The 13,014-nt window shown below is 74.9% G+C and carries 14 protein-coding genes; 6 read left to right on the top strand and 8 right to left on the bottom strand.

The genetic code is table 11. From position 1 onward, the window contains the following. Nucleotides 1-41 precede the first annotated feature (41 nt). Nucleotides 42-626 (bottom strand): hypothetical protein, encoded by a 585-nt coding sequence (locus ACH4K1_RS31695; protein WP_398092983.1) that lies wholly within the window; start codon nucleotides 624-626, stop codon nucleotides 42-44. Between the two features lie 222 nt (nucleotides 627-848). After that, nucleotides 849-1,763: a LysR family transcriptional regulator gene (locus tag ACH4K1_RS31700; RefSeq protein ID WP_398092984.1), complete on the bottom strand. Its 915-nt coding sequence runs from the start codon at nucleotides 1,761-1,763 to the stop codon at nucleotides 849-851. Between the two features lie 74 nt (nucleotides 1,764-1,837). On the opposite strand from ACH4K1_RS31700, the gene ACH4K1_RS31705 reads away from it, so the two are divergent. Then, complete coding sequence (locus ACH4K1_RS31705; RefSeq protein ID WP_398092985.1) at nucleotides 1,838-3,022, top strand: DMT family transporter; 1,185 nt, start codon at nucleotides 1,838-1,840, stop codon at nucleotides 3,020-3,022. Here the strand turns inward: ACH4K1_RS31705 and ACH4K1_RS31710 are convergent. Beyond that, a complete protein-coding gene (locus ACH4K1_RS31710) occupies nucleotides 3,009-4,340 on the bottom strand; it encodes an aminotransferase class I/II-fold pyridoxal phosphate-dependent enzyme (protein WP_398092986.1) in 1,332 nt (443 codons plus the stop codon). The genes ACH4K1_RS31705 and ACH4K1_RS31710 overlap by 14 nt on opposite strands. 35 nt (nucleotides 4,341-4,375) lie before the next feature. On the opposite strand from ACH4K1_RS31710, the gene ACH4K1_RS31715 reads away from it, so the two are divergent. After that, complete coding sequence (locus tag ACH4K1_RS31715) at nucleotides 4,376-5,107, top strand: pyridoxamine 5'-phosphate oxidase family protein (RefSeq protein ID WP_398092987.1); 732 nt, start codon at nucleotides 4,376-4,378, stop codon at nucleotides 5,105-5,107. A 144-nt stretch (nucleotides 5,108-5,251) separates the two neighbouring features. Here ACH4K1_RS31715 and ACH4K1_RS31720 read toward each other — a convergent pair whose 3' ends face one another. The 3 genes from ACH4K1_RS31720 to ACH4K1_RS31730 all read right to left on the bottom strand — a co-directional run bounded on the left by ACH4K1_RS31720 (nucleotide 5,252) and on the right by ACH4K1_RS31730 (nucleotide 8,158). Next, nucleotides 5,252-6,211, bottom strand: coding sequence for a DMT family transporter (locus tag ACH4K1_RS31720; RefSeq protein WP_398092988.1), 960 nt, complete (start codon nucleotides 6,209-6,211; stop codon nucleotides 5,252-5,254). 159 nt (nucleotides 6,212-6,370) lie between these two features. Beyond that, nucleotides 6,371-7,402 carry an EamA family transporter gene (locus ACH4K1_RS31725; protein ID WP_398092989.1) on the bottom strand — a complete coding sequence of 344 codons (1,032 nt, stop codon included), beginning with the start codon at nucleotides 7,400-7,402 and terminating at the stop codon, nucleotides 6,371-6,373. Between the two features lie 213 nt (nucleotides 7,403-7,615). Continuing rightward, a complete protein-coding gene (locus tag ACH4K1_RS31730) occupies nucleotides 7,616-8,158 on the bottom strand; it encodes a Clp protease N-terminal domain-containing protein (protein ID WP_398092990.1) in 543 nt (180 codons plus the stop codon). A 259-nt stretch (nucleotides 8,159-8,417) separates the two neighbouring features. On the opposite strand from ACH4K1_RS31730, the gene ACH4K1_RS31735 reads away from it, so the two are divergent. Continuing rightward, nucleotides 8,418-8,624: a hypothetical protein gene (locus ACH4K1_RS31735; RefSeq protein WP_398092991.1), complete on the top strand. Its 207-nt coding sequence runs from the start codon at nucleotides 8,418-8,420 to the stop codon at nucleotides 8,622-8,624. 111 nt (nucleotides 8,625-8,735) lie between these two features. Then, entirely contained in the window at nucleotides 8,736-9,455 is a 720-nt protein-coding gene (locus ACH4K1_RS31740; protein ID WP_398092992.1) for a formylglycine-generating enzyme family protein, read from the top strand. Between the two features lie 31 nt (nucleotides 9,456-9,486). On the opposite strand, the gene ACH4K1_RS31745 is transcribed toward ACH4K1_RS31740, so the two are convergent. Next, the gene (locus tag ACH4K1_RS31745) at nucleotides 9,487-10,467 is read right to left on the bottom strand and encodes a helix-turn-helix transcriptional regulator (RefSeq protein WP_398092993.1); all 981 of its coding nucleotides are present in this window, start codon (nucleotides 10,465-10,467) and stop codon (nucleotides 9,487-9,489) included. A gap of 185 nt (nucleotides 10,468-10,652) precedes the next feature. Between ACH4K1_RS31745 and ACH4K1_RS31750 the strand changes: the two genes are divergently transcribed. Both ACH4K1_RS31750 and ACH4K1_RS31755 read left to right on the top strand, forming a co-directional pair. Beyond that, on the top strand, nucleotides 10,653-11,048 hold the full coding sequence (locus ACH4K1_RS31750; protein WP_398093005.1) for a RidA family protein: 396 nt from the start codon (nucleotides 10,653-10,655) through the stop codon (nucleotides 11,046-11,048). A 247-nt stretch (nucleotides 11,049-11,295) separates the two neighbouring features. After that, nucleotides 11,296-12,117: a PhzF family phenazine biosynthesis protein gene (locus ACH4K1_RS31755; protein ID WP_398092994.1), complete on the top strand. Its 822-nt coding sequence runs from the start codon at nucleotides 11,296-11,298 to the stop codon at nucleotides 12,115-12,117. Nucleotides 12,118-12,181: 64 nt separating this feature from the next. Here the strand turns inward: ACH4K1_RS31755 and ACH4K1_RS31760 are convergent, their stop codons facing one another. Beyond that, the gene (locus tag ACH4K1_RS31760) at nucleotides 12,182-12,982 is read right to left on the bottom strand and encodes a CPBP family intramembrane glutamic endopeptidase (protein WP_398092995.1); all 801 of its coding nucleotides are present in this window, start codon (nucleotides 12,980-12,982) and stop codon (nucleotides 12,182-12,184) included. Nucleotides 12,983-13,014: the final 32 nt, after the last annotated feature.

Consider the following 13,014-nt stretch of genomic DNA (forward strand, 5'->3'; position numbering starts at 1 on the left):
CTCCCGGCGGCTCGTCCCCGAACCGGGTCGTCGCCCCCGGGTCACGCGCCCGAGGGCGGCGCGACCTCCAGGACGACTGCCGTCCCCGCCGCGGTCCGGTCCTCGTACAGGGTGATGACCTGGCCGGGCCGAAGGCGCCGCCACCGCGCGGGGTCCAGGGGCGCGAGCCGTACCGGAGCCCGGCCGCCGGGTTCCAGGAACGGCGTGAACTCCACCCACAGGCAGGCGATGTCGAGAGCCGGTCCGCCGCCCTCCCGCCGGTTGCCGATGTCCCACATCGGCCGCAGGACGCCGCGGCCGGGGATCGGCGTCCTGCGTCGCGTTTCGGCGGCGGGGCGGAGGGCGAGGTCGACCCGGATCGTCCCGTGCCGGTTTTCGAAGCAGCGCCAGTGGCACCAGGCGGCGCTCGCCTCCTGTCCCATCTGTTCGGCCGCGGCGGCCAGGGCCTCCCAGAAGCCGAGCGGAAGCGGCCCGACGTCCCCGAACTCCTCCAGCAGACCGAGAGCCACTTCCCACTCGTCGTGAACGAGGTACTCCCAGACATCGTTCACCGTGATGTCGTTCTCCGTGGCGATCTTCTCGGGGACCAGCAGGGAAGCGGCTTCCAGCAGCGCGGGGACGTCCATTCCCGAATTCTCGACCACCGCCTCGGGGGCGGGCCGACCAGGGCCGTGCGGGCGACGGCGGAATCCGGCCGGGCAGGCGGGACGGCCGACGCGCAGGACGGTCGGCGCACGGAGCGGTCGGCGCACGGGGCCCTCCACCGTACGTGCCGGAGCCCGCCCTCGACGCCCTGTGCGTACGGTCTCAGCGCGCGGAGCCGGCGCGGCCGGCCGGATCCACGCGGCTCATCCTCCGGCGGCCGTGACGCCCGCACCGGCTCCACGCAGCGCCTCCACCGCCGCCCGGACCGAGGGGCGGCGGTCCGCGTCCGTGCGCCAGACGGCGTGGACGTGCCGCCGCATCGTCTGCCGTACCGGCACCAGCCGCACCCCGTCGGGGACCGGGCCGCGCCCCAGCCGTGGTGCCACGCAGACGCCGAACCCGGCTGCGATCAGGGCGAGTTGGGTGTGGTGTTCGCCCGCCAGATGGGCGATGCGCGGTTCGATGCCGCGGGAGCGCAGCGTGAACACCAGCCATTCGTAGCAGAATTCGCCCTCCGGCCAGGACACCCACGGGTCGTCCGCGAAGTCCTCCAGCTCCACCGCGTCGCGGTCCGCCAGGGGGTGCCCGACCGGCATGGCGATGTCCGGCGCGTCGTCCAGGAGTTCGACCTTCGTCAGCCCCCCGGGCACGGGCAGCCGCTTGTTGCTCCAGTCGAGCACGACGGCCAGATCGACGTCCCCGCGCTGCACGGCGCGCAGCCCCTGCTCGGGCTCCAACTCCTGGGTGCGGACGGCAAGTTCGGGGTGGTTGGCGCGCAGGGAGGTGAGCGCGGCGGGGAACAGCCCCCGTGCCGCCGTCGGGAAGGCGCAGAGCCGTACCTCCCCGACGACCTCGCCCCGTTGGGCCTCGATGTCGGACTGGGCCAGCTCCACCTGCGACAGGATCCGGGCGGCGTGGTCCGCGAGCAGCCGTCCGGCGTCGGTGAGGCGGACGCCGCGGCCGTTCCTGGCGAGCAGCCGCTGCCCCACCTCCCGTTCCAGCTTGGCCATCTGCTGGGAGACCGCCGACGTCGTGACGTGCAGTCCGTCGGCCGCCCCGGTCACCGAGCCGTGCCGGGCCAGGGCGTCCAGGGTACGCAGCCGCTCCAGATTCAACATGTAAGCGATGCTACGCGAAGAGACGCAGAAACATTCGCTTGTTCTACGAGGACGTCTTCGCCAGGGTGGACCCCATGAGCGTTCCCTGCGAGCCGGCGGCCCCGGCGTCCGCCCCTCCCCCGCCCGTACCGTCCGGGTCGGCCGGCCCCGTCCCGCCCGCCACGCCGACCACGTCGGCACCGCCACCCGTGCGGCGACCGGCCCTGGACTGGCGGGTCCGGTTCGCGGCGCTCTCCCTCATCTGGGGGTTCAGCTTTCTGCTGATCAAGGTCGGGACCGAGGGGTACGCCCCGTTCCAGGTCACCTTCGGCCGGCTCCTGGCCGGTACGGCGGTCCTGGTCGCGGCCATGGCGGTGCGCCGGGAACGGCTGCCGCGCTCGGCCCGGACCTGGGGGCGCCTCGCGGTCGCCGCCCTCCTCCTCAACGCGGTGCCGTTCTCCCTCTTCTCCTACGCCGAGCTGACCATCCCCTCGACCCTGGCCGGGATCTGCAACGCGACCTCACCGCTGTGGGGCATGGCGCTCTCGGCAGTCGCCCTCTCGGAGGACCGCCCGACCCGCCGCCGGGTGGCCGGACTCGGCATCGGCTTCCTCGGCGTTCTCACGGTGCTGGGCGCCTGGCAGGGCTTCTCGGGCCTGGACCTGCGAGGTACGGGCATGGCGCTGCTCGCCTCGTTCTGCTACCCGGTCGGCTGGATCTACGTCCGCCGCACCCTGGCCGGGACGGGATCGTCGACGCTGGCGCTGACGGGCAGCCAGCTCCTGCTCGGTACGGTGCAACTGGCCGTGGTAACGCCCCTGTTCACCTCCGCGCCCACCTCCTTCCCCGTTCTCCCGACGCTCTCCGTCCTCGCGCTGGGGGCCCTGGGCACGGGTCTCGCGGTGCTGCTCCAGTACGGCCTGGTCCAGGAGGTCGGCCCGACGACGGCCCAGCTGGTCACCTACTTCATCCCCGTGATCGCGACGGCGGCGGGCGTCGCGCTGCTCGGTGAGCAGCTGAGCTGGAACACGCCGGTCGGGGCGCTGATCGTCCTCGTCGGCGCGGCCCTCACCCAGAGCCGCGCCCGCGCCGCCGACACCGCCCCGGAACCCGGCCCTGACCCTGGCGCCGGTCCAGATGCCGGTCCTGGTGCCGGTTCCGGTGCCGGTTCCGGTTCTGCGGCGGCCCTGCCGCCCACCCCACCGGCCGCCCCCGCCGCTCCGCCCGGTCCTCACACCGACCGCCCGGAGACCGGCCCCGCCCGCCTCAGCCGAAGCTGACCGGCCGGGCCGGTCCCGCCGCGTCCGCCACCGCGTCCGCCAGCGGGCCGATGTCGGCCGCGGCCAGCGGGGAGACGGTGAGCCGCACCGCCGGGGGCGTTTCCAGCCGGAAGCGGGCGCCCGGGGCCGCCGCCCAACCGGCGTGGAGCAGCCGGGCGACGGCCCCCGTCTCGTCGCTCACGGGCACCCAGACGTTCATCCCGCTGCGCCCGCGCGCCGCCACGCCGCGCTCGGCGAGGGCGTGGACGAGGGCGTCCCGGCGCTCGCCGTAGGAACGGGCCACCGCCCGGGTGTCGACGGCGTCGGAGGTCCACAGATGGAGCACGGCACGCTGGAGCAGGCGGCTCACCCACCCGGGCCCCAGCCGCTGCCGCCCCGCCACCCGGTCGACCGTGACGGGATCCCCGGTGAGCGTGGCGACCCGCAGGTCGGGCCCGTACGCCTTGGCCGCCGAGCGGACGAACGCCCAGTGGGCCGTCACCCCGGCCAGCGGGTGCAGCGGCAGGTCGACGATGGCGTGCCCGTGGTCGTCCTCGATCAGCAGCACGTCCGGGCGGCGGGCGAGGACCGCGCGCAACTCCCGGGCGCGCCGCGCGTCCAGCGACGCACCGGTCGGGTTCTGCGCCCGGTCGGTGACGACCAGGGCCCGCGCCCCGGCCCGCAGCGCCCGCTCCACATCCGCGACCAGGGGGCCGAAGTCGTCCACCCCGACCGGCACGGGACGCAGCCCGAGCGCCGGTACGAGGTCGAGCATGCCGCCCCAGCCGGGGTCCTCCACCGCCACCGCGTCGCCGGGCCGCAGGTGCGCCGCGAGCACCCGCTCGATCGCGTCGAGGGCGCCGGAGGCCACGGCGACCGGCCCGTCGGGCACTCCGTCGGCGTCCATCGCCGCCCGGGCGTACGCGGCGAACTCCGCGACCACCGGGGCCTGCCCGTACAACCCGCGGCTCTCCGCGTCGGCGGCGGCCGCGGCGGCGAGCGGCGGCCCGAGGTCGGGCAGCAGCGCCGGATCGGGGTTGCCCTCCCCCAGGTCCCGCACGCCGGGCGGCGCCTCGACCCGCAGGGAGCCGCGCGTCGTACTGGCCGGGGCGGGCCGGATCCGGCTTCCCCGGCGGCCCGCCGTCTCGATCACCCCGCGTTCGCGCAGCGTCCGGTAGGCGGCCGCCACCGTGTTGGGGTTGACCTCCAGCCGAGCGGCCAACTCCCGCATGGGGGGCAGCACATGGCCCGGCGGGAGGTCACCGGAACCGACCCCGCGCTCGACGCTCGCGGCAATCTCCGATGCACGCCGCCCACTGATCCGATACTCTCCTAGCACAAACATTATTATGCACTAGTACAAGGGAGACCGCAATGCGGCACACCTCACCGCCCGAAGGCACGGCCCCCGACAGGCCGGGGGCGGAGTCCGCCACCCCGGACCCGGGCGTCGCGGCCCCCTACCTCCCCACCGACCGCACCGTCCCCACCCGCTCCAAGGAGCGCGCCTCCTACGACCGCGCGTTGGTCCACTCGATCCTCGACGAGGCGTACCTCTGCCACCTGGGCTTCGTACGCGACGGCGCGCCGGTCGTCCTGCCGACCCTCTTCGGCCGGATCGGCGAGCGGCTGTACGTCCACGGTTCGACGGGCTCGCGACCGCTGCGCTCGGCGAGGAGTGCCGCTCCCGGGCTGCCGGTCTGCCTGACGGTCACCCACGTCGACGCCCTCGTCCTGGCCCGCTCCGCCTTCCACCACTCGATGAACTACCGCTCGGTGGTGGTGCACGGCACGGCCGTCCCGGTGACCGACCCCGAGGAGCGGCGGCTCGCCCTGGACGCGATCGTGGACCAGGTGGTGCCGGGCCGCTCCCGCGACTCCCGGCCCGCCAACGCCAAGGAGCTCGCCGCGACGGCGGTGATCCGGCTGGACCTGGACGAGGTCTCCGCCAAGGTCCGCACCGGCGGCCCCAACGACGAGCCCGAGGACGGCGCCCTCCCCCACTGGACCGGCATCGTGCCGCTCACCCGGGGCTACGCGGCGCCGGTACCGGCGGACGACCTGGACCCGGCCGTCGGCGTACCGGATTATCTGGCAGCGCTCTGACGGAGCACGACGGGGCCGCGGGCGGGGCCACGACCGCCTCCGGGCCGTCGCGACGGCCCGGAGGCACGGCGACGCCGTCCGGCGCCGCGAGGGGCGGGGCCCGCCCCGCCGTCGGAGAGGGCGGGGCGCACAGGGCGGGCGCCGTCAGACCGCCATGGACGCCTCCCGACGGGCGACCGCGGCGCCGCGCGCCTCCGCGAACGCCAGTCCGGCCACCGCCGTCAGCAGGAGCAGCGTGCCCAGGACCGTGGCGGCCGTCAGCCGCTCCTCCAGGACGGTCACCGCGATGAGGGCCGCGCTCACCGGTTCCAGCAGCATGATCACGGAGACGGTGGCGGAGCGGACGGCGGCGGCTCCGGCGAAGTACAGCGCGTAGGCGAGCGCCGTGGGCACCGCCGCCACGTACACCATGAGCCCCAGCACCTGCCCGGTCTCGGCGGTGTGCGGTACCAGCCCCTCGGCCGCGGCCATGGGCAGCAGCCCCACCGCCCCGATGCCGAACGCCCAGGCGCTGGTGGCCAGCGCGTCACCGCCGCCGCCGTCCCGCCCGAGCCACCGGGTGAGCAGCGTGATCGCCGCGTACCCGGCGGCGGACAGCAGCGCGAGCAGCACCCCGGCGGGCACGACGTCGCCGCCCTCGCCGCCCAGGACCAGCACGACGAGGCCGGTCAGCGCGCCGGTCACGGCGGCCAGCCCCCCTCGCCCGAGGCGTTCGCCCAGCAGAAGGCGGGCTCCCACGGCGATCAGTACGGGTCCGGCGCCGAGCGTGACGACGGTGCCGACGGCGAGGCCGGTGGTCTCGACGGCGGCGAAGTAGGCGCTCTGGAACACGGTGAGACCGATGCCGGTGCCGAGGATGCGGATCAGCCGGCGACGCCGGGGCTCGGGCTCCCGGGGCGCGCGGCGCGGGCGCAGGGCGAGCACCGGGGCGAGCAGGACGAGGCCCCCGGCGCAGCGCCAGAACGAGAGGGCGAGGGGGCCGAGGTCGCTGGCCCGGAAGACCAGGGACGCGGCCGCGCCGGCGGTGCCCCAGGCGACTCCGGCGACGACGAGGTACAGCAGGCTCCGCCCGACGGGCAGCGCGGATGCGGCAGGAAAGGACATGTGACTTCTCCGAAGGAGGACGGGGTGGTGGGTCGCTCGGCTCCGCACGCGGGCAGCGACGAACCGCTCGGGGACTGCCCGAGCCCGGTCCTCGTCTGGAGTGGCCGCCCGCGCTAGGCGGCAGGCGGCGGCAGCACGGTCAGATGCATGGCCGGAACACTAATGCGGGGCCCGGCCGCCGGACAACTCGCCTTCGGCGGGCTCGGCCGGCACGCCGGTTCCGGCCCCGGCCGCGACCGGGCCCGCCGAGGGCTTCGGCGCGGAGGACTGGGCGATGAACGCACCGACCAGCACGGTGAACCCGCCGACGAGCTGCGGCGCGGAGAGGTGTTCGCCGAGGAGCACCCACGCCAGCCCGGTGGCGATGACCGCCTCCAGGCAGGCGACGACCCCGGCCACCTGGGGCGAGAGCAGCCGGACCGAGACGACCCCGGTGAGGTACGCGAGCACGGTGGCGAGCAGCACGATCCAGCCGAGCAGCAGCCAGGCGGGGACCTCGCTTCCGTCCATGTCCGCGCTGCCCCCGAGCAGGGACCAGTCCATGCCCCAGGGGCGGGCGACGACGGTGAGGACGACCGCGCCGACGATCAGTCCGTACGCGATGACGCCGACGGGGTGCGGCGGTTCGGCCTTCTCCGCCGCGTCCGGGCCGTCCTGTCCGCCGCCGTGGGCGGACAGGACGAAGTAGCCCACCTGGCAGCAGGCCGCCCCGAGGGCCAGCAGCAGCCCGAGAAGATCGAAGCTGAGCCCGGCCCAGACCTCGACGACGCAGGCGAGGCCGCCGACCGCCAGCACCACTCCGACCGCGGCGGCCCGGGTGACGGGCCTGCGCTGCACGAAGCGGACCCAGCCGAGGACCAGGGCGGGCGCCAGATACTCGACCAGGAGCGCCACGCCGACCGGGATACGGGAGATCGAGGCGAAGTAGAAGGCCTGCACCCCGGCCACGGCGAACAGGCCGAACCCGGCGAGGAGGGCGGGACGTTCCCGTACGAGGCTCCGGTGGCGCCACGCGACCGGGAGCATGACGAGGGCGGCGCCCGCGACGCGCAGCCAGACCACGTGCAACGGGTCGAGCCCCGCCTCGATCAGCGGCTTGGCCGCCACTCCCGAACCGCCGAACGCCACGGCCGAGACCAGGGCGAGGCCCAGCCCGGCGCTTCTGCCCTGAACTCCCGAAGACGCGTGCATCGGGACATCATGGCAGCAGCGGACAGCACCGTCATCCCCGTGACACCTGTCGAGACGGCGCCCTCGGCCCGGCGCGCCGGGAGATCCACACCTCCACCGCGAGCAGGCGGCCCCCGGCGGCGGAAGCGCCCCGGCGCGACGGGAGGAACCGGCACCGGGAAAGGGGCCGGCGCGACGGGAGGGAGCGGCACGAGGGAAGGTCCCGGGGGCGGCTCAGACGGGCCGTGACACCTCGGCGGCGAGGGCGGCCGCCCGCTCCGACAGCCACCGCGCCTCCACGCCCGCGCGGGAGAGCACCTCCACCGCGCGCGACTCGGCGTCGGCTGCCAGGGCGGCGAGCAGGTCGAGGCCGGCGGCGCGGGTTTCGCCGCGCGAAGCCGCCCGGTACCGCGCGTCCTCCATCGCGGCCCGGGCCGAGGGCGACCAGCCGTCCGTCGCCGGGTCGCGCACTACCGGCACGGCCCCGGAGTCCTCGACCGATCCCTGCCAGCGGAGCCCGTAGCCGATGCTGCGCTGGACGAGATAGCCGAGGACCTTGGCCAGGCGGGGCCCGCCGTCGAACGCCTCGCGGACGTCGGGGTCCGTCTCGATCAGCGAGTGCAGGAGGTGGGCGGTGTCGATCTGCCGGTCCCCGTCGCGCAGCGCGCGTCGGCGCGCGGCCGACAGCGCCGACGCCAGTGCGTCGGTGGAGCGGGCATCGAACTCGGCGTGGTTCGGTGCGGGCTGCCAGGGCAGGTGCGGCGTCCGGTTTTGCACACCTCTATCCGATCAGTCCTCCACCCGGAAGACATCGCCGGAGCGGCCCATGGGACATCCCACCGAAGTTGGGGACGCCGGTGCGATCCCTCATCCTTGCGGATGAGATCGGGCCGCAGGGGACGTCCGTGAAGGCCGGGGGCGCGCGCCGCCTTGCTTTGTGCGCCGGGCCGGGCAACCGCCGGCCCCCGCGCGCACGTCCCTCACGCCACAGCGCGGACGGCGGCGGCGCCGGGAAGCGGAGGGAGGGGACGAACGGGTGTTCTGGATGGTCGCTCTGCTCGCCGAGGACGGGCTGCAGTACGTCTACCGCGTGTACGCGCCCCCCGACGCCCTGCCCGCCGACCTCTTCTGGACGGCCTTCCACTGCCACGACGACGGCCCGCACCCCCGCGCGTCGGACCGCTTCGACGCCGCGGTGATCTGGCGGACCCGACAGGCCCGGCAGGAGCCCCAGCAGATCTGACGCGCCGCCAGCAGGGAGTGCCGGGGCGGCGGTTCCGTCTCCCGCGCCGCCCGCCGGCCCGGCAGAGGCCGACGGCGTCCCGACCGGGAGGCTCGCTAGGCTCTCCTGTTCATGGACATGATGACGGGGAACGAGATGATCGCCGTCCCGCCGGGACGGGTGACGCTGTCGGACCGGCGGACGCAGCGCAGGTGGACGGTCGAGCTCGCGCCCTACCGGCTCGCGGCGACCCCGGTCACCCAGGCGCTGTACGCGGAGGTCACCGGCCTGCGGCCGAGCACCGGGCACGGGGACCGGCTGCCCGTCGAGGGCGTCTCCTGGTGGGACGCGGCGCGGTTCTGCAACGCCCTGTCCGAGCAGACCGGCCTGACGCCCGCGTACCGCTTCCGCGCCGGGGCCGAAGAGATCGACTGGGACGCGTCCGCCGATGGCTACCGGCTGCCGACCGAGGCCGAGTGGGAGCACGCCTGCCGTGCCGGTACGGACGGTCCGCGCTACGGGGAGCTGGACGAGATCGCCTGGTACCGGGGCAACTCGAACGAGCGCATCCACGAGGTGGGCGGCAGACGCCCCAACGCGTGGGGGCTCCACGACATGCTCGGCAATGTCTGGGACTGGTGCTGGGACGTCTACGACGCCGAGGTCTACGGCGGTTACCGGGTGCTCCGCGGCGGTGGGTGGTTCGACGAGCACTGGAGTTGCCGGGCCTCCGCGCGGCGCCGCAGCCACCCGGCTTTCCAGGTCGACGACGTGGGGTTCCGGCTCGCGCGTTCGGCGCCGTCCCCGGGCGTGCGGAGGGCCGTCGGCGACGGTCGGAGCGGGCCCGTGTGAACCGGGAGGGGACGACGGGCCGGAGCAGCTCTCAGCCCGGGTCCGCGTAGCGGGCCGCGACGCTGGTGGCGCGGTCGTGGAGGGCGCGGCGCAGGGAGGCCGGGGCCAGCGCTTCCGCGTCCGGGCCGAGTTGCCACAGCGCCCACTCGGCGTGCCGGGCGTCCTGGAAAGCGACCTCCAGCCGCGACCAGCCGTCCGCGCCGGGGCCGGGGTCGTCCGCGCGGACGGCCAGCACGGTGCCCAGCAGCTCTTCCCGGCGCACCGGGTTCACCCGCACCCGCACGGTGAGGTGGGCGCCGCCGGACAGGAACCGCGCGGAGCGTTCCCGCCAGATCCGGTCCAGGTCGACCCGGTTGGGCCGCTGTGCCGCTTCGGGCAGTTCCTCGGCGGCCAGCACACGCGACAGCCGGTAGGTGCGGTCCTCACCGGAACGCGTGGCCAGCAGGTACCCCCGGTCCCGTACGGTGACCAGTCCGATCGGGTCCACCGTGCGCCACCGCGGCGCCTGGTCCGCGGCCGCGTAGTGGATGCGCAGCTTGCGCCCGGAGAGTACGGCGCGGCGGACCGCGGCCATCGTCGCGCCGGCCACCTCCTCGACGACCGCGCGGCGTGCGAGCAGGTCGGTCTCCGGATCGACGAGGAACCGCTGGGCGGCGTCGCTCGCCGTGGTCCGGTGGCTCTCGGGAAGGGCGTCGACCACCTTCCGCAGGGCGGAGGCGAGCGCGGACCCGAGGCCGAGCACCTGCTCCCCGCGCCCCGATCCGGTGGCCAGCAGGGCGAGGGCCTCGTCGTGGTTCAGCCCGGTGAGTTCGGTCCGGAAGCCGGGCAGCAGCGCGAACCCGCCGTGCCGGCCGCGTTCGGCGTAGACCGGTACACCGGCCGCCGACAGCGCCTCGATGTCGCGCAGCACGGTGCGGGTGGAGACCTCCAACTCCTGGGCCAGGGCGTCGGCGGTCAGCCGGCCGCGCTGACGCAACAGCAGGACCAACGAGACCAGCCGATCGGCGCGCATGCGGGAACCGTAGCGAAATACATGACCAAGGGTGTCATGAATAGTTGGAAGGCTCCCTCCCACGACAGCGCACGACGGCGCAGCGTCCCGCACCGTGGCGAGGCCGGCCGACGGCCGCCTCGCCGACGAGCGGAAGGGGCGTCCGTGCGCATCCGCGAAGCGAATCGAATGGAGCCGAAGTGGCAATGGAACGAACGGCCGTCAACCCGGTGACCTGGTCGGCGGCCCTGGGCTTCAACCAGGGCGAACTCGTCTCCGGGCAGACCCGGACCCTGTACGTCGCGGGGCAGACCGCGACGAACGATGCCGGCGAGCCGCAGCACGAGGGCGACATGGCGGCCCAGCTGTCGCTCGGCGTCGACAACCTGGAGGCCGTGCTGAGCGAGGCCGGCATGTCGCTCGCCGACCTCGTCCGGCTCACCGTCTGCACGACCGACGTCGATCTGCTCCTCCAGCACTACGGCGTGCTGGCGGGGCGGTTGGCCGCGGCCGGGGCGGCGCCGGCCAGCACCATGCTCGGAGTGACGCGCCTGGCGGTTCCCGGCCTGCTGGTCGAGTTGGAGGGCACCGCCGTCGCGTGACGCGCCTCCCCGCCCGCTGCCCGGGTGCGCTCCGTGCGCACCCGGGTAGCGGTTCGCGTCCGGCGGCCCCTGGAACTCCCGTGCGCCCCCTCCACTCCCTCCACCCGCGGGCCGCGCGCCGGGCGGACCCCGCCGTGCCGTCCGGCCGGTGGCGGGAGCCGACGCGCGCCGCCCGGGGACCGGGCAGAGGCCAGGCGCCCGGAATTGGCCTTGGTCCGTCCTCGCTCCGACGCCCTACGGTCGCCCCATGAGGATTCGTATCGTCGACGCGTTCACCGACCGCCCCTTCGCCGGAAACCCCGCCGGTGTGCTCCTGCTGGAGAGCGAGGGGTTCCCGGCGGCCGAACGCCTGCAGGAGATCGCCGCCGAGGTCAACCTCTCCGAGACGGCCTTCGCCCACCCCCTGCCGCCCGGCGGCGGAGCCGACTGGGCGCTGCGCTGGTTCACCCCGGCTGCCGAGGTGGACATGTGCGGTCACGCCACCCTCGCCACCGCCCACGTCCTGCACACCACGGGCCGGTCCGCGGGGACCGTCCGGTTCGCCGCGCGCTGCGGGATCCTGACCGCGACCGCCGACCCGGACGGCGGGCTCACCCTGGACTTCCCCACCTCCCCGCTGACCGAGGAGCCGGTGCCGGGCGGCCTCGCGGACGCCCTCGGGGCGGACCCCGTCTCGGTGCACGGCACCGGCGAGCACATCGGCGACCTGCTCGTGGAGTTGCGGGACGAGGCGACCGTACGGGGGCTCGCCCCGGACTTCGCCGCCCTGGTGGCCCACTCCCGGCGCGGTGTCATCGCCACCGCCGTGGCAGAGGACCCCGCCCGTGGCTACGACTACGTCTCGCGCGGCTTCTTCCCGGGCGTCGGCATCGACGAGGACCCGGTCACCGGCAGCGCCCACACGGCGCTGGCGCCCTTCTGGTCGGCCCGCCTCGGCCGCGACGACCTCACCGGCCTCCAGGCGTCCGCCCGTTCGGGACTGGTCCGCACCGCGCTGCGCGGCGAGCGCACCCTGCTGACCGGCACGGCGGTCACGGTGATCGACGGCGAACTGCTCACCGCGCTCTGACGGGCCGTCGGGGTGCGCCGAACCCCCGGCGCACCCTCTCACCGCCCCGACGGGGCCGAAAGCCTCAGGGCGTCGGCAGCCAGTCGACCCGGCCCGCGAGCAGGGCGTAACCGACGAACGCCCCGATGTCCAGGAGCGCGTGCGCGACGACGAGCGGGCCCACCCGGCCCCAGCGCCGGTAGAGCAGCACGAAGACGACGCCCATCACGACGTTGCCGATGAAACCGCCGATGCCCTGGTACAGGTGGTACGACCCGCGCAGCACGGAACTCGCTGCCAGGGCGGCCATCGGGGTCCAGCCCAACTGCCCGAGCCTGCGCAGCAGGTACCCGACGACGATGACCTCCTCCACCACGGAGTTCTGGATCGCCGAGAGGATCAGTACGGGGAACTTCCACCAGACCTCGGGCAAGGACTCGGGCACGACCGTCAGATTGAACCCGGTGGCGCGGGCGACGAGGTAGAAGGCGAGGCCCGCGCTGCCGATGCCGGCCGCGACCAGGGTTCCGCGGCCCAGGTCGAACCAGGGCTCGGCACGGTCGAATCCGATCGTCCGCAGGCTCGCCCCCTCCCGGAGCAGCAGGTGCGCCACCAGGGCCACCGGTACCAGGGCCGTCGCGATCCCGAACATCTGCCATGCCAGATCAAGCCAGGGACGGTCCGGGGCGTACGAGCCGTTGAGCGTCGCCGCCTGGTCCTTCAGTCCGCCCGGCTTCGTCAGCGATCCGACGAAACTGATGAGGGCGGACACCCCGCTGGCGCCCAGGGAGAGCGCCAGGACCAACACCGTCTCGGACCGCAAAGCCCTTCGTGACACGGCCTCTTGGGGAAAAGAATCAGCCACGCGCCCGGACTCCACCTGCACACCTGCCCTTTGCTCGGCAATCGCGTCTCATC

Origin of the sequence: Streptomyces sp. NPDC017448 (genome assembly GCF_044330565.1) — a bacterium.
Lineage (GTDB): Bacteria > Actinomycetota > Actinomycetes > Streptomycetales > Streptomycetaceae > Streptomyces.